The 15,349-nt window shown below is 42.9% G+C and carries 17 protein-coding genes; 16 read left to right on the top strand and 1 reads right to left on the bottom strand.

Annotated elements, in window-relative coordinates:
• Window positions 1–3 precede the first annotated feature (3 nt).
• From napG to ACY3ZI_RS15365, 16 genes are all read left to right on the top strand, one after another.
• Window positions 4–699 carry a ferredoxin-type protein NapG gene (gene napG, locus ACY3ZI_RS15440; RefSeq protein WP_036952102.1) on the top strand — a complete coding sequence of 232 codons (696 nt, stop codon included), beginning with the start codon at window positions 4–6 and terminating at the stop codon, window positions 697–699.
• A complete protein-coding gene (gene napH / locus ACY3ZI_RS15435) occupies window positions 686–1,549 on the top strand; it encodes a quinol dehydrogenase ferredoxin subunit NapH (protein WP_211887817.1) in 864 nt (287 codons plus the stop codon). The genes napG and napH overlap by 14 nt, the downstream gene beginning before the upstream one ends.
• A complete protein-coding gene (napB, locus tag ACY3ZI_RS15430; protein ID WP_036952098.1) occupies window positions 1,546–1,995 on the top strand; it encodes a nitrate reductase cytochrome c-type subunit in 450 nt (149 codons plus the stop codon). Before napH ends, napB begins: the two co-directional genes overlap by 4 nt.
• A 9-nt stretch (window positions 1,996–2,004) precedes the next feature.
• Window positions 2,005–2,607, top strand: coding sequence for a cytochrome c-type protein NapC (napC, locus tag ACY3ZI_RS15425; RefSeq protein WP_036952097.1), 603 nt, complete (start codon window positions 2,005–2,007; stop codon window positions 2,605–2,607).
• Between the two features lie 136 nt (window positions 2,608–2,743).
• Window positions 2,744–3,496, top strand: coding sequence for a heme ABC transporter permease (locus ACY3ZI_RS15420; protein ID WP_132496675.1), 753 nt, complete (start codon window positions 2,744–2,746; stop codon window positions 3,494–3,496).
• Window positions 3,496–3,708, top strand: coding sequence for a heme exporter protein CcmD (ccmD, locus tag ACY3ZI_RS15415; RefSeq protein WP_211887818.1), 213 nt, complete (start codon window positions 3,496–3,498; stop codon window positions 3,706–3,708). The genes ACY3ZI_RS15420 and ccmD overlap by 1 nt, the downstream gene beginning before the upstream one ends.
• Entirely contained in the window at window positions 3,705–4,184 is a 480-nt protein-coding gene (gene ccmE / locus ACY3ZI_RS15410; RefSeq protein ID WP_036952093.1) for a cytochrome c maturation protein CcmE, read from the top strand. The genes ccmD and ccmE overlap by 4 nt, the downstream gene beginning before the upstream one ends.
• Entirely contained in the window at window positions 4,181–6,112 is a 1,932-nt protein-coding gene (locus tag ACY3ZI_RS15405) for a heme lyase CcmF/NrfE family subunit (protein ID WP_108478304.1), read from the top strand. The genes ccmE and ACY3ZI_RS15405 overlap by 4 nt, the downstream gene beginning before the upstream one ends.
• Window positions 6,109–6,666: a thiol:disulfide interchange protein DsbE gene (gene dsbE / locus ACY3ZI_RS15400; RefSeq protein ID WP_036952089.1), complete on the top strand. Its 558-nt coding sequence runs from the start codon at window positions 6,109–6,111 to the stop codon at window positions 6,664–6,666. The genes ACY3ZI_RS15405 and dsbE overlap by 4 nt, the downstream gene beginning before the upstream one ends.
• On the top strand, window positions 6,663–7,736 hold the full coding sequence (locus ACY3ZI_RS15395; RefSeq protein ID WP_487375464.1) for a cytochrome c-type biogenesis protein CcmH: 1,074 nt from the start codon (window positions 6,663–6,665) through the stop codon (window positions 7,734–7,736). The genes dsbE and ACY3ZI_RS15395 overlap by 4 nt, the downstream gene beginning before the upstream one ends.
• A 378-nt stretch (window positions 7,737–8,114) precedes the next feature.
• Window positions 8,115–8,204, top strand: coding sequence for a pantocin A family RiPP (locus ACY3ZI_RS15390; protein WP_249215520.1), 90 nt, complete (start codon window positions 8,115–8,117; stop codon window positions 8,202–8,204).
• Between the two features lie 52 nt (window positions 8,205–8,256).
• Window positions 8,257–9,372, top strand: coding sequence for a HesA/MoeB/ThiF family protein (locus ACY3ZI_RS15385; RefSeq protein WP_487375463.1), 1,116 nt, complete (start codon window positions 8,257–8,259; stop codon window positions 9,370–9,372).
• Window positions 9,369–10,052, top strand: coding sequence for a 2OG-Fe(II) oxygenase (locus ACY3ZI_RS15380; RefSeq protein ID WP_211887821.1), 684 nt, complete (start codon window positions 9,369–9,371; stop codon window positions 10,050–10,052). Before ACY3ZI_RS15385 ends, ACY3ZI_RS15380 begins: the two co-directional genes overlap by 4 nt.
• Window positions 10,042–10,920, top strand: a complete 879-nt coding sequence (locus ACY3ZI_RS15375) for a DMT family transporter (protein ID WP_211887829.1) — start codon at window positions 10,042–10,044, stop codon at window positions 10,918–10,920. The genes ACY3ZI_RS15380 and ACY3ZI_RS15375 overlap by 11 nt, the downstream gene beginning before the upstream one ends.
• A gap of 180 nt (window positions 10,921–11,100) precedes the next feature.
• Window positions 11,101–11,529, top strand: coding sequence for a DUF2946 domain-containing protein (locus ACY3ZI_RS15370; RefSeq protein ID WP_211887822.1), 429 nt, complete (start codon window positions 11,101–11,103; stop codon window positions 11,527–11,529).
• A 181-nt stretch (window positions 11,530–11,710) separates the two neighbouring features.
• Window positions 11,711–13,753, top strand: a complete 2,043-nt coding sequence (locus ACY3ZI_RS15365; protein WP_108478300.1) for a TonB-dependent copper receptor — start codon at window positions 11,711–11,713, stop codon at window positions 13,751–13,753.
• 54 nt (window positions 13,754–13,807) lie between these two features.
• Here the strand turns inward: ACY3ZI_RS15365 and ACY3ZI_RS15360 are convergent, their stop codons facing one another.
• Window positions 13,808–14,692 (bottom strand): helix-turn-helix domain-containing protein, encoded by an 885-nt coding sequence (locus ACY3ZI_RS15360; RefSeq protein WP_211887823.1) that lies wholly within the window; start codon window positions 14,690–14,692, stop codon window positions 13,808–13,810.
• Window positions 14,693–15,349 lie beyond the last annotated feature (657 nt).

Below are 15,349 nucleotides of genomic sequence, written 5' to 3'. Positions count from 1 at the left end.
CGTATGTCCCAGAAACCGAGTTCCCAGAATAGTCGCCGCCGTTTTTTGCGTGATGTTGCTCGCGCAGCGGGTGGACTGGCGGCTGTTGGTGTGGTACTGGGGCTTCAGCAACAAACCTCCCGAGCGAGCGGAGTGCATCTTCGCCCGCCGGGTGCCTTAGACGAAAGTGCCTTTGCAAGTGCCTGTGTGCGCTGTGGTCAATGTGTGCAAGCGTGTCCTTACGACATGTTGAAGCTTGCTACGTTGGCGTCTGGCATGGCAGCGGGTACACCGTATTTTATTGCTCGCGAAAACCCGTGCGAAATGTGTGAAGACATTCCTTGCGCCAAAGTGTGCCCAAGTGGTGCGTTGGATAAGGATATTGCTTCTATCAATGATGCTCGTATGGGGCTAGCAGTGTTACTCGACCAAGAGAACTGCTTGAACTTTCAAGGGTTACGATGCGATGTGTGCTACCGAGTTTGCCCTGTGATTGACGAAGCTATCACACTGGAACTTGAACAAAACCATCGAACCGGTAAACACGCGCGTTTCTTGCCGACAGTGAACAGTAATTACTGTACGGGGTGCGGTAAATGTGAACAAGCGTGTGTGCTTGAGGAGTCGGCAATTAAAGTATTGCCACGTTCGCTGGCGAAAGGGGAATTAGGTCACCATTACCGTTTTGGTTGGCTGGAGGGAAACAATGGCAAATCGTAAGCACGATGCCGGACGTGAGGCTCTGGCGAAAAAAGGGTGGTGGGGAAGCCATAAATGGTTGGTATTAAGACGTACCAGTCAGTTGTTAGTGTTAGCCATGTTTTTGAGTGGTCCGTGGTTAGGCGTGTGGATCTTACATGGCAATTACAGTAGCAGCTTATTGCTGGATACGATCCCATTGACGGATCCACTAATTACTCTTGAAAGCTTAGCAAGTGGTTACTTACCGGGGATCTCCGCGTTAATCGGTGCCGGGATTGTTTTGGGGGTGTATGCCCTGTTAGGAAAACGGGTTTTCTGTAGTTGGGTGTGCCCTGTTAATCCGGTCACGGATGCGGCGGCATGGCTACGTCGAAAATTCGAATTCAATCAATCCGCCACGATCCCACGTTACATCCGCTATGTTTTGCTGGGTGTCATTTTGTTGGGAGCGGCATTAACAGGTACGTTGCTTTGGGAATGGATTAACCCCGTTTCTCTGATGGGACGTAGCTTGATTTTTGGTTTTGGTAGCGGCGCTTTAGTTTTAGTTGCACTTTTTTTATTCGATTTATTGGTCGTGGAACATGGTTGGTGTGGTCACTTATGCCCACTCGGCGCACTGTATGGTGTCGCGGGGTGTAAAGGGGCTTTAGTCGTGACCGCCCATAAAAAAGAGCAGTGTAACCGCTGCATGGATTGTTTCCACGTTTGTCCTGAGCCGCAAGTTTTGCGCGTTCCGGTTCTTGATAAACAAGCCCCAGCACAGATCACGGCGAAAGATTGCACGACGTGTGGTCGCTGTATTGATGTCTGTTCTGAGGACGTTTTTAAAATAACACTAAAATGGAGTTCGGGAGCTAAATCATGAAAAACCCTGTCCTGAAAAGAACTTTAAGCCGTTGGATAGCGGGTATGGCCGTTGTCGTGAGCAGTTTTGCATGGTCGGCGAATGGCGTCGATCTGGCTCAATCACCAGAAGTGTCAGGCACACCAGAAAGTGGCATTCATATTCCTAAAGAGCAGGAAAAAATGGCACTGAACTACGTTAACCAGCCACCGATGATCCCTCACAGTGTTGAAGGGTATCAAATTACCACGAACACAAACCGTTGTTTGCAGTGCCATGGTGTGGAAAATTATCGTACCACTGGCGCACCACGTATTAGCCCAACACACTTTATGGATGCGACTGGTAAAGTATTAGGTGAAGTGGCACCAAATCGTTATTTCTGCTTACAGTGTCATGTTCCTCAATCTGATACTGCGCCGATTATCGATAATACCTTTACCCCATCTAAAGGCTTCGGGAAATAAGGGGCGGATATGACTAATAAAAGTGATAAACCGGGGATCATTCGCCGAGTTTGGCAGTGGTGGTGGCGCCCAAGCCGTTTAGCGTTGGGAACGTTGTTGATTATCGGTTTCGTTGGCGGTGTTATTTTCTGGGGCGGTTTCAATACCGGAATGGAAAAAGCGAACACGGAAGAGTTCTGTATTAGCTGCCATGAAATGCGTGAAAACGTCTACGAAGAGTATATGGATACCATTCACTATACTAACCGTAGTGGGGTGAGAGCGACATGCCCTGATTGCCACGTACCTCATGAGTTTGTGCCAAAAATGGTGAGAAAAATCAAAGCCAGTAAAGAGTTATACGGTAAGATTTTTGGCGTGATTGATACACCACAAAAATTTGAAGCTCATCGCCTAGAAATGGCGCAGAACGAGTGGCGGCGGATGAAGGATAATAACTCCCAAGAGTGTCGTAACTGCCACAACTTCGACTATATGGATTTTACCGCTCAAAAAAGTGTCGCTGCAAAAATGCATGACCAAGCGTTAAAAGACGGAAAAACCTGTATTGATTGCCATAAAGGTATTGCGCATAAGTTACCAGATATGCGAGAAGTGGAACCAGGCTTCTAAGAAATAGGCTAGCTGGCTAATTGAGTCAGCTAGCCTAAGTTGTATTTGTGATAAATCAATAAAATTACGTGGTTTTTGTGTATTGTAGCTATTATTAATGCACAGCATTTTGTGAGATAAATCGGGGCTATTAACTATGTGGAAAAAGCTTCACCAATTAGCAATTCCAATGAACTTATATAGAATATGTGGGCGACTGGCTCCATGGTTCATTGTGTTAAGTGTGATCTTTCTGGCGGTGGGCTGGGTTTGGGGCTTTGGTTTTGCACCAACCGATAAAACACAGAGTGATAGCTACCGGATCATCTATATTCACGTCCCCGCGGCCATGTGGTCGATGGGGATTTATGCCACTATGGCTATCACGGCGTTCATCGGTCTTGTGTGGCAGATGAAAATTTCTGAGTTAGCTATTGCTGCAATGGCGCCCGTCGGCGCTGTATTCACCTTTATTGCGCTTGTCACCGGCGCCACATGGGGTAAACCGATGTGGGGAGCTTGGTGGGTATGGGATGCGCGTCTGACATCTGAATTGATCCTGTTATTCTTATATGTTGGGGTCATTGCCCTGTGGCATGCATTTGATGACCGCCGTACAGCAGGAAAAGCGGCTGCCATTTTAGTGTTAATTGGGGTGATCAATTTGCCGATTATTCACTACTCAGTTGAGTGGTGGCAAACCCTGCATCAACCATCAACACGTATGCAAGAAAGCATTAACCCAGCGATGCGTACACCATTACGTTTAGCTATTCTGGGGTATTTATTCCTGTTTATTTCGTTGACGCTAATTCGTCTGCGTAACCAACTGTTAATGTTAGAGCGTAACCGACCTTGGGTACTGGAACTGATGACTAAGCGAGGAAATAGCCATGGGAGGAAATCATAATGAATAGTGCATTTGCCTCTTGGAGTGACTTCTTCGCCATGGGTGGATATGGATTTTATGTTTGGTTAGCGGTTGCGCTAACCCTTTTGCCATTAGCGGCACTGTGTATCCATACCTATATTCAACGAAAAATGATTTTTAGCGCGATTGTTCAGCAACAAGCGCGAGAAGCAAGACAAAAAGCCGCTAGAGCGCGCAGGGAGGGGATGTGAATATTCGTCGCCGTAACCGACTGTGGTTGGTTTCATCCATTATTTTAGGTGTTGGGCTGACTTTTTCATTGGTGCTATACGCCTTAAGTTCCAGTATCGACCTGTTTTATACCCCCGGTGAAGTGATTTACGGGAAGCGAGAAACGCAAAAAGTGCCTGAAGTCGGGCAGCGTTTACGCGTGGGTGGCATGGTGATGCCTGGCTCCGTTGTGCGCGACCCAGACTCGCTGAAAGTGACTTTTACCGTTTATGATGCGGAAGCCGAAATTGACGTGAGCTATGACGGTATCTTGCCTGATTTATTCAAAGAGGGGCAGGGTGTGGTGGTGCAAGGGGAATTAGAACCAAATAACCATGTGATGGCGAAAGAAGTGTTAGCCAAACATGATGAAAACTACACGCCACCAGAAATTGAGCAAGCGATGCAAGAAAACCATAAACGTCCTGCTGCAATGTATAAGGACAATGCATCATGATCCCTGAGATTGGTAATATCCTTCTGTGTTTAGCATTAGGGGTCTCTGTATTACTCTCTTTTTATCCTCTGTGGGGTGTGGCACGTAATGATGCCCGCCTGATGGCGGCATCTAGACCACTAGCTTGGCTGCTTTTCCTGTTTATCGCAGGGGCATTTTTAGTCTTAATTAATGCCTTTGTGGTAAATGATTTCTCTGTCACTTACGTGGCAAATAACTCCAACACGCAATTACCGATTTGGTACCGTGTGGCGGCAACATGGGGCGCTCATGAAGGGTCTCTATTGCTGTGGGTACTGCTCATGAGCGGCTGGACATTTGCGGTGGCGTTATTCAGCTACCGTATGCCTCTGGACATTGTGGCTCGAGTGCTCGCGGTAATGGGTATGGTGAGCGTTGGCTTTTTGCTGTTTATCATTTTTACCTCAAACCCATTCTCTCGCACCTTGCCCTCCTTCCCGATTGAAGGTCGTGACTTAAACCCACTGCTGCAAGACCCGGGACTGATTTTCCATCCGCCATTACTGTACATGGGCTATGTGGGCTTCTCGGTGGCATTTGCCTTCGCGATCGCCGCATTGCTCAGTGGGCGCTTAGATAGCTCCTTTACCCGTTTTGCACGCCCTTGGACGCTAGCAGCATGGTTCTTCTTAACACTGGGAATTATGTTAGGGTCGGCGTGGGCATACTACGAATTAGGCTGGGGGGGCTGGTGGTTCTGGGATCCGGTAGAAAACGCCTCATTTATGCCGTGGTTAGTGGGAACTGCCTTAATCCACTCATTATCAGTCACTGAGCAGCGCGCCACCTTCAAAGCATGGTCGCTATTATTGTCGATATTTGCCTTCTCATTGTGCTTATTGGGCACCTTCTTAGTCCGTTCAGGCGTATTGGTTTCGGTGCACGCCTTTGCTTCGGACCCCGCTCGAGGGTTGTTTATTCTTGCCTTTATGGTGTTGGTGATCGGCGGCTCGCTATTAGTCTTTGCAATACGCGGTCATAAAGTACGTTCTAAGGTGAACAACGCATTATGGTCACGGGAATCCCTGCTATTAGGGAATAATGTGATTTTAACCGCCGCCATGTTGGTGGTGTTGTTAGGCACATTGCTGCCGCTTATCCATAAACAAATTGGTTTGGGAACGATTTCGATTGGTGAGCCGTTCTTCAACACTATGTTTATCGCCTTGATGGTACCTTTTGCGCTGTTACTAGGTATTGGACCGCTAGTGCGCTGGGGACGTGATCGTCCTGCGGCTATCCGCAAATTGCTGCTGATGGCGTTAGTGCTGACACTCATTCTCTCTTTCTTGCTGCCTTGGCTAATGCAAGACCGAGTTGAAGCGCTGACAGTGCTGGGCTTAATGATGGCGTGCTGGATTGTTATTTTGGCCTTCGCTGAAATGAAGGTGCGCATCAGTAAAAAAATCAAACTGACCTCAAGCTATTGGGGAATGGTACTGGCTCACCTTGGTTTGGCGGTGACTATCGTGGGGATCGCCTTTAGCCAGAATTACAGTATTGAACGTGATGTGAAAATGAAGCCGGATGATAGCATTGCTATTCGTGGATATACCTTTGTATTTAATGGGGTACATGAAGCGGATGGTCCAAACTATCAAGGGGTGATTGGTACTATCACGGTGAAAGAGAATGACAAGGTGCTCACCACGTTGCATCCAGAAAAACGTTTTTATAGCACCAGCCGTGCAGTGATGACAGAAGCCGCTATTGATGGCGGGATCACCCGTGATTTATACGCGGCTCTGGGTGAGGAGATCTCCCCAAATGTGTGGACACTGCGTTTGTACTATAAACCGTTTGTCCGCTGGATATGGGCGGGTGGCGTATTTATGGCAGTAGGCGCGCTATGCTGCTTGTTTGATTCGCGTTATCGTCGTCGCAAGCTACAAGGGGAAGCTGTATGAATCGCAAAGTCTTTTTAATTCCTTTTGTTATCTTTGCGGCGATTGCTGCCGTGCTGTTATGGCAATTGGTACGTAATGCGGAAGGGGATGATCCCCGCTTGCTAGAGTCTGCCTTGATTGGTAAGCCAGTGCCTGTTTTCCGTTTGGAATCTTTGGAAAATCCGGGACAGGAATATGACACCAAGGTACTGATCCAAGGGCAGCCAATTTTATTGAATGTCTGGGCGACATGGTGCCCGACTTGCCGTGCTGAGCACCAATATTTGAATCAGTTAGCATCGCAAGGGATCCGCGTTGTGGGAATGAACTATAAAGATGATCGCCAAAAAGCGATCGGCTGGTTGCGCGAATTGGGTAATCCATACGCATTAAGTTTATTCGATGGACAAGGCATGCTGGGACTTGATCTCGGTGTGTATGGCGCGCCTGAAACCTTCTTAATTGATGGGCAAGGGATTATTCGTTATCGCCACGCCGGTGCGGTTGATGAGCGAGTTTGGCAAAACGAGCTGAAGCCGCTGTGGGATCGTTATAGCAAGGAGGCAAATCAATGAAATATGTGATTGCCTTGATGATGTGGGCGCTCAGCGCAGGTGTAAGTTTGGCTTCCACGGAAGTTTTCACATTTGAGAATGAGCAGCAAGAGCAGCAATTTCGTAAATTGACGGAAGAGTTACGTTGCCCGAAATGTCAAAACAACAGTATTGCTGATTCTAACTCGATGATCGCCCTCGACTTGCGCCAGAAAGTGTATGAACTGATGCAAGAGGGGAAAAGCCGCGATGAAATCGTCGATTATATGGTGGCGAGATATGGTTATTTCGTGACGTATAACCCGCCATTAACGCCGCTGACCGTGATGTTATGGGGGATGCCATTTGTGGCTATCGCGGTTGGGGGATGGTTGATTTACGCCCGTTCTAAAAAACGTGTCAGAGCCAGCCAAGTCGCCCAAAACGATGATGACGAGCCACTGCCAGAAGCGAGCCGTGCAAGTGCTTGGGTGTATGTCCCCGGTATTGTGATAGCGCTGGGTGTTGCAGGTGCTGCGTATTATGAAGTGGGTAGCTACAGCAAAGTGAAAGATTGGAATGTGGCTTATCAGCAAGCGCCAGCATTGTTAGATAGAGCGCTGAATGCCAATGAGCTTCCATTGAATAATGAAGAAATGGAAAACTTGGCTTTAGGTTTGCGTACTCGCCTTCAGGATGATCCGCAAAATATTGATGGCTGGGTGATGCTTGGTCGCATTGGGATGGTATTAGGTAACGCGACTATGGCAACCGATGCTTATGGACGTGCTTACCGCTTATCCCCTGACGATGATGCGGTCGCATTAGGCTATGCGGAAGTATTAACCCGTTCGTCAGACCCAAGTGATAACCAAGAAGGTAATGAGCTACTCAAAAAGCTGATTGCTAAGAACCGAACTAATGTTAAAGCGCTCAGTATATTTGCCTTCAATGCGTTCGAACAAGGGCGTTATCCCGAAGCCATTTCGGCTTGGCAGATGATGTTAAAGCTATTGCCTGAGAATGATCAGCGCCGAGAGATTATTGAACGCAGTATCGAGCAATCGCTGATGATGCTGCATGAGAAGAAAGAGACACCGGAAGGTAAATAACGGTTTTCGGGGCATCTAGCATTGATGTGATTGAATAAAGGGAGCTTCGGCTCCCTTTTTTATGAAATCAATATGTAAAAAGAGGAGTAAACTTAAAAATATAATTGGGTTTTAAAATAATATTTTTTAGATGTTCTAATATAAAAAAGCGTCTGTATTTTATTGAACTATTATGATTGTTATTTAAATCTATTTGTTATCAAAGCATTAAGTAATTTACTCGAGTGACTGATATAAATGATTCTATATATAAATAGATGTTTGTATATCTATATTTTTCATTTCTTAAATAAATGTTGACAGCATGCTGTTTTGTTAATTAATTTTAATGCGTAGTTTGTTGAAATTTTATCTTAAATAATACATGAGGTGATCTTTATGGAATTTATCATTCTTAATGAACGTGTTTCTGCTATTAATGAAGAAAATGCGATGTACAATGAAGATGAATCTATCGAGTTAGAATAACGAGTTATATTGAATGGCCGCTAAATGCGGCTTTTATTAATGGAGGCTAAATATGGATTTTTCGCTATTAAAACCATTAATTAAATGCTCGCATCATATTTTAATATCTGATGATGGCGATATTTGCATAGGAGAAATACCCCAAAAGGGTTGCATTATTAAAAATCCGGAAGGGTGGGTACTATCGTTATTACCCAAACTTGATGGAGAGCATACTATTCCAAGAATAGTAAAGGAATTGAAATCTTTAAGATTTAACGTTGATAAAGAATGTATTATTGAGTTTATTAATAAGCTTAATCAGTTAGGTGTTATGGAAGTTTCAGATACTTATTCGGATATTCTTAGTCCACAAGAAATAAATTTATATGATAGGCAGTTATTACAATTTTCGTTAATCGATAGTCAAAAAGTAGGCGGTTTAAAGTACCAAGAAAAACTCAAAAATAGCCGAGTTTTGATTCTAGGTATGGGAGGCTGGGGAACGTGGTGTGCAATGCAGCTAGCTATGTTAGGTATAGGCACATTGAGGTTGGTAGACGGTGATGTGGTTGAGCTTTCTAACTTAAATAGACAAGTTCTTTATACTTTTGACGATATTGGAAGCGCAAAAGTTGAAGCTGCTGAAATAGGTATTAAACGGCATAATAGATACACCAAGGTTGAGAAGTACAACGAGTTTGCAACGACGGATAGAGATCGGTTGATGGAAATTTTAGATGGCGTAGATGTCATTTTAATTGCATGGGCCAGTTTAGGTTATTTTAGAAAAAATACAGTTGAAGGTGTTATTCATGATATCGCCCATGAAAAAGAAATACCGGTAATTGAATTGGGGGGAGATCCTTTAGACATTTCAGTTGGACCTATTTATTTAAATGATGGGTACAATTCAGGCTATCATGCGGTAAAAAATAATATTAGAAATAAATTCTATAGCCAGAATCATGAAATTGAAAAATTTCAATTAGCAAGAATGAAACACCAGTTTTTAAATGGAAAGAGAAAAGTGAATGCTTGGCAAAATACACCATCCCTTGCAGTCATGTCTGGGTTAGTAACAGACCAAATTGTTAAGTTAATTACTGGCTATGATGACGTAGTATTGAAAAATAGAAAAATACTCTTTTCATTAAGAGATTTTAAAATGACGGAGGAGTTTTTGTGAGAAAAATTCACGAGTTAAATAATGATTTTAATAATAAAGGTTATATTCAATTTCCTATCGAACAATACTTTTCAGAATTAGACAGATTTTATGACTATTTTCTTGATATTAATGATGCTGAATGGTCATTTATAATAAAAAATAAATGTGCCCCAGTGGATTACTATAAAAATAAGCACTCTAAGTTTGAGATAGAACAAGAAAGAGAAAAAGCACTACAAGAATATCATCAAGGGAATTTTTGCTATTCATTTAGGCGAGTAACTGATAATCAACAGGGAAAAGAGGTTTCATCTTTTTTAGAGATTAAAGCATTTTTAGATAGCAAAAAATTCAAATTCTTTCTGTCTGAAATAACGAAAAAAAGTATCAATACATTATCGCTATGTTATTTAAGCTGGTTTGATTTAGGGGATTTCCTAGCCACACACTGCGACTCTGGTTCCTGCATTAATATTGTCATTAACTTTACGAAAGGTTGGGAGAGTAACCATGGTGGCTTGACTTTTATTTTGGACAAACAGAAAGAAAACATCATAGAAGCATTAGTACCAACGTATTTGAGTACATTAATTATTGATACGGGAGAAAAAAGTATTCCCCATTTTGTCTCAATGGTGAATTCGGTAGGTGTTAGAGGCGCTAAAAGAATGGCGGTGGTTGCTCGATATGACGCATAAAAATACGGTCATTATATTTTCAGCGATAATATCTATACTGTGGGGAATGGGGTTTCCGATCTCGAAAATCGGCATTGGAATTGTTGGGGCATGGGTATTCCGATTCTACTCTGCATTGATAGCTTTGCTGGTGCTGTTATTTGTATTTTTCTTTATATATAAAAAGCAATTTATAGCGAACCATTTTATTCGTTGCATTCCTCTTGGCATTTTAAATATGTTCCTCGTGCCAATATTAAACAACATTGCGCTCCAATTTACGGACTCCGTTAAGGCGTCAGTATTGGTCTATACCATGCCAGCGATAACGTCTTGCTTTGTGATGATAAGTCAGCGGAAGATAATCTTGAACTCGTTGATTGTCTCGGTACTTTGTGGACTTGGAATTCTGTTTTTTACCTCATTTGATGTGATGAGCTATGGTGAGGTGATTATCTTGCTAAGTGCATTTGCATGGGCGCTAGGAACCTTTCTATCAGGACACATTGCCGTCAGCGTTGATGTTTTTTCAAAGGTGCTTTATCAAAATATCACTTCATTCTTGATTATATTGATTTTTACGATGTTTCTATCTGTCAATTTAGATCTGACAAGCTATGGATTGAGTTACCATAGATTGATGACGGAATTACTGATTCCCGTGATTTTTATCGGTGTAGCAAATGGTGTTCTAGTTTACATTTTATGGTTTTACATGATTGATCATGGCGGGGCTGAATTATCGTCTTATTCAATTCTTATTTCACCGATGATGAGTGTGGTTATTTCTTATTACTACTTAGGCGAAGCAATAAACTTGAATATGTTGATTGGAATGGTTTTGATTTTTACCAGTGTTGCTTTGGTCTTTTTGAAGAAGGAAAACTAACGGATACATTTTTGCCTATATTGATTAACGCTGTATTGTCTAACCCAAGTTAGTTAGTTTATTCGTCTGACTAGCGAACTGCATTTTGCTTTAACAATAATGTCAAAAAACAATAACAATAAGCCTCTTATTAAGATACAATCTGCGCCCATCTATAGGCTATGAAACACCGGAAAACCGTTGCATTTACGTCACGCGATTCGACAATTTGCCGCTTACCTTGCCTTACTCGCTGTTGCGATGTTGTTCGTTGCGCCATTGATTTCAAAATCAATGTCACACATGAACGATTGCTCAATGGGGCATGGGGAAATGGCGGAGCATTCGGTGCAGCAGCATCAAGAAATGCCATTGTCTGAACATTGCGAAGATGGCGGTGCGATGAACCATATGCTGATGACGGGAATCGGGCAATCACCGATGGAAGACATCGCGTGTGGTTACTGCCAGCTACTTGTTCACTTCCCATTTTTGATTTTATTTGTTGCTGCGGTGATCCGCCAATTAGCAACCCTCGCTATCTTTGTTCCTTTCGAACGTTGTATTCAATTACGAATTTTCCGTCCTTGGTCATTACAGCTAGCTCGCGCACCACCGACATCCTATTGATTCTTATTTCTTTATTTAACGTAATTTAAAACTGCATTTTGTCTTCAATGGACAAAACCACTTCGCTTATCCTGAAATTTAGCTTCATTTTCAGGAGGCTAGGCTGTTTTTCAAAAGAAGCTGAGTGGTCATTAACTCCTTGAGTTAATAGCAGTAAGAAACAGATAAAAATAGGCTAAAAATGAACTCAATTAATTTTAAATTTGCACCTATGACTGCGCTGGTGATTTCGGCTATCGCGTCAACATCCACTTTCGCCAAAGAAGAAAATCAAAGCTCAATCACCGATAGCTCAGTGATGATTGTCACCGCGCCAGTGGACTCGCCGTTAACTATTTCAACATCGCCTAAAACCCCAAGACAGCCAGTACCTGCGAGTGATGGCTCTGATTACTTGAAAACGATCCCCGGTTTTTCCCAAATCCGTAACGGTGGAACAAATGGCGACCCTGTTTTTCGTGGCATGTTTGGTTCTCGTCTTAAGATCATGACGAATGACAGTGAAATGTTGGGAGCGTGTCCTTCCCGTATGGATGCGCCGACATCCTATATTTCACCGGAAAACTTTGACTTGCTCACCATGGTGAAAGGTCCTCAAACCGTATTATGGGGACCTGGAAACTCGGCGGGAACGGTGCGTTTTGAGCGTGAAAAACCTGTCTTTACGGAGGGGGGCATTCAAGGTAATGCGAGTGCATTGACGGCATCGAACCAGCGTTGGGATGCTAATGCTGATGTGAGCTTGGGCAATGAGAAAGGCTATGTACGCCTGACTGGCAATAAATCTCACTCTAATGACTATAAAGATGGTAACGGGAACAAAGTACCGTCTAAATGGGATAAATGGAATGCGGATGTTGCAGTGGGCTGGACGCCGGATGAATACACATTACTCGAGCTTTCCGCAGGGAAAGGTGATGGTGAAGCGCGATATGCAGGGCGAGGAATGGATGGCTCTCAATTCAAGCGTGAAAGCTTAGGATTACGTTTCGAGAAAAGCAATATCGGTGAGGTATTCGATAAAATCGAAGGGAATGTTTACTACAACTACGCCGACCATATTATGGATAACTATTCACTGCGTAGCCCAACGAGCACAATGGGATCTGGCGGTGGGCATATGGGCGGTGGCCATGGCGGGCACGGTATGATGATGAATATGCCAATGAAAATGCGTGTTGACCGCGAGACGATGGGCGGTCGAGTCATGGGGACGTGGTTATGGAGTGATTATGAGCTGCGTACTGGTGCAGATATGCAGACCAATAAGCACCGTAAAAACAGCAATAATAGCTGGAAAAAAGATGCAGAATTTCAAGATTATGGCGTATTCAGTGAGGTCACTTGGACTGCGAGCGAGCAAGGTAAGGTGATTGGTGGTGGACGTTTAGACCGCGTATTGGTGGATAATTACACCGATGTAGGGTCTTCCGGTCGTAACACCGTCATGCCAGCAGGATTCGTTCGCTATGAACATGCATTACCTGAAACGCCAGTGATGCTATACGCAGGGGTAGGGTATACAGAAAGATTCCCAGATTATTGGGAGTTATTCTCGCCAAAAATGGGTCCGAATGGCAGCAAAAATGTTTTCGACAATGTGAAAACCGAGAAAACGACACAGTTAGATATTGGTGCGAAATACAATGATGATAAAGCCAATGCATGGATTTCTGCTTATGTAGGGCGCGTTGATGATTTTATTTTATTCCGCTATAGCCCAACTAACGCCAGAATGAGCCAAGTTGAAAACGTCAATGCGATGATCATGGGCGGTGAAATGGGCGTCGCTTATCAACTCAGCGATGAGTGGAAAGCCGATGCAAGCCTTGCGTATTCTTGGGGGAAAAATAGAACTGATGGACGTGCACTGCCTCAAATGCCGCCATTGGAAAGCCGTTTAGGTTTAACGTGGGAAAAAGGCGATTGGACAACGACGGGGTTGGTGCGCATGGTGAGTCGTCAAGATCGCGTAGCAATCAACGAAGGTAACGTGGTTGGAAAAGACTTCAGCGAAAGTGCAGGTTTTACGGTATTTTCGATGAATACTGCATACCGTATTAATGAAAGTGTAAAACTGAGTGCGGGTGTTGATAACTTGTTTGATAAAACCTACAGTGAGCACTTGAACTTAGCAGGTAATAGCGGATTTGGTTATTCGTCCAATAGCCCTGTAAATGAGCCAGGTCGAACATTCTGGGGTAAACTGAACGTCACGTTCTAATTTATTCAGTACTGAATGAAGCTAACAACCCGTGTAAAAGCGGGTTGTTAGTTTTTATGTAATCACAGGAATATAGTAATTCAGCTCTTGGATGTAAGTATGAGGGTGACTAGTAAAATCCTCATAAGTTGGCGTTGATTTTAAAACATAATGTTCGATATCAGCGCCTAAGCCGCGAGCAATATCCATCTCGGCGAGCACTTTTCCATAAACGGTATAAATAATGTCGTTATAGTCAGTGCCTTGTAAATTACCGATAAATTTAATTTGCAAATAATTGCCAGCAGGAACCATCAGTTTTTTAGTAAATGGTGGCATGACATCAAGATCGTTTTCATCAAATGCAGTGGAATAGAGGAAGCGACCTTCTTCATCGGAGCTTTTATCGACCCCGTGGATAGCATACAAGTTTTTGGCAACAATCTTGTTTCTATCTAAAAAGTTTTTCCAATACTGGCGTCGTAACTCTTCAGTTTTTAAGTTCCACTCATTAATGCCTTGTGTGTAGCGATGAGTCATTCCCACTAAGTGGATCTCTTTTAATTCAACTAATTCCACATGAGCTTCGAGTTCTTTACTTTCACGTAGAGGAAGGCAGAATCCTTCAATATGCCAGCCTGAGCGTTTACGATATTCAGAAGGCGTTACACCAAATTGTTTCTTGAATGCACGGCAAAAAGTTTGTTGTGAATCAAATCGATAGCGTAGTGAAATATCCATGATGCTATCACTCGTTAAGCGTAAAGCAACCGCAGAGCAGGATAAACGACGAGCGCGAATATAAGCACCTAACGCAAGACCTGTTTGGGCTTTAAATAATCGTTGAAAGTGCCATTTAGTGTATCCAGATTTATCAGCCACGGTATCAAGGGAGAGCCGTGACTCTAAATTTTGTTCGATCCAGAGAATAATTTCCCTGATAACACTTTCTTGTAGCATGGTTACCTTTCCAGTCACTTTTGCAACAGACGTTATTTTAAGAGCCAAATCTGAGCATTAAAGTTAGATAAAACTCATCGTAATTGAACATAGGATAACATGTCTACTGGCAATTTTTTTATATGCAATGTGAAGTTAGGTAAGTTTTAATTGGGTTTTTACACTCGAAATGATGGTTGGTTAGGCTATTAAACAGAGGTACCGTATTAGGAATACGCTGAATTTTTTGATAGCCTACAACGCATTTTTTGTTAACTCAGTCTTTATGCAAAGAAAATGCTATTCATATAAATAGAATTAAAGCGTTTAACAAATGAATAGAATTAAAGCAAATATTCAATAGGTTACTCGATTCAGTTGGTGTGAATATAATTCAATCATCATTCATTAATATTCATATTTTGTATGACAAAATAAGTTATTTGAGAAAAGTTAAATAAATGATAAAAAATTATTCTGATAGTGATAGATGATTTAGTCAGTTATTATTATGATATTGCATGTTGTTTAAGTGAATATGTCATTAGTAGATGATTTAAAATATAAGAATAAATTTAAGTATATAAACGTAAGCTATCATTATTTGAAAAAAGTTAAGATAATCCTTGATCATTGTTTTTGTGATTTTGTAATATAGCTATATGCTGCAGATCATCA

The sequence above is a fragment of the Providencia sp. LY12 genome, from assembly GCF_057621555.1.
Note: the sequence above shows the minus strand (reverse complement) of the source record. Positions and strands in the feature narration are given on the sequence as shown.

Bases quoted from the DNA above. Each gene is read 5' to 3' on its own strand.
- ACY3ZI_RS15385 (WP_487375463.1), top strand. From the start codon at position 8,257: ATGGATTTTTCGCTATTAAAACCATTAATTAAATGCTCGCATCATATT.
- napB (WP_036952098.1), top strand. From the start codon at position 1,546: ATGAAAAACCCTGTCCTGAAAAGAACTTTAAGCCGTTGGATAGCGGGT.
- napG (WP_036952102.1), top strand. From the start codon at position 4: ATGTCCCAGAAACCGAGTTCCCAGAATAGTCGCCGCCGTTTTTTGCGT.
- ACY3ZI_RS15390 (WP_249215520.1), top strand. From the start codon at position 8,115: ATGGAATTTATCATTCTTAATGAACGTGTTTCTGCTATTAATGAAGAA.
- ACY3ZI_RS15395 (WP_487375464.1), top strand. From the start codon at position 6,663: ATGAAATATGTGATTGCCTTGATGATGTGGGCGCTCAGCGCAGGTGTA.
- napH (WP_211887817.1), top strand. From the start codon at position 686: ATGGCAAATCGTAAGCACGATGCCGGACGTGAGGCTCTGGCGAAAAAA.
- napC (WP_036952097.1), top strand. From the start codon at position 2,005: ATGACTAATAAAAGTGATAAACCGGGGATCATTCGCCGAGTTTGGCAG.
- dsbE (WP_036952089.1), top strand. From the start codon at position 6,109: ATGAATCGCAAAGTCTTTTTAATTCCTTTTGTTATCTTTGCGGCGATT.
- ACY3ZI_RS15405 (WP_108478304.1), top strand. From the start codon at position 4,181: ATGATCCCTGAGATTGGTAATATCCTTCTGTGTTTAGCATTAGGGGTC.
- ACY3ZI_RS15375 (WP_211887829.1), top strand. From the start codon at position 10,042: ATGACGCATAAAAATACGGTCATTATATTTTCAGCGATAATATCTATA.
- ACY3ZI_RS15365 (WP_108478300.1), top strand. From the start codon at position 11,711: ATGAACTCAATTAATTTTAAATTTGCACCTATGACTGCGCTGGTGATT.
- ACY3ZI_RS15420 (WP_132496675.1), top strand. From the start codon at position 2,744: ATGTGGAAAAAGCTTCACCAATTAGCAATTCCAATGAACTTATATAGA.
- ACY3ZI_RS15360 (WP_211887823.1), bottom strand. From the start codon at position 14,692: ATGCTACAAGAAAGTGTTATCAGGGAAATTATTCTCTGGATCGAACAA.
- ccmD (WP_211887818.1), top strand. From the start codon at position 3,496: ATGAATAGTGCATTTGCCTCTTGGAGTGACTTCTTCGCCATGGGTGGA.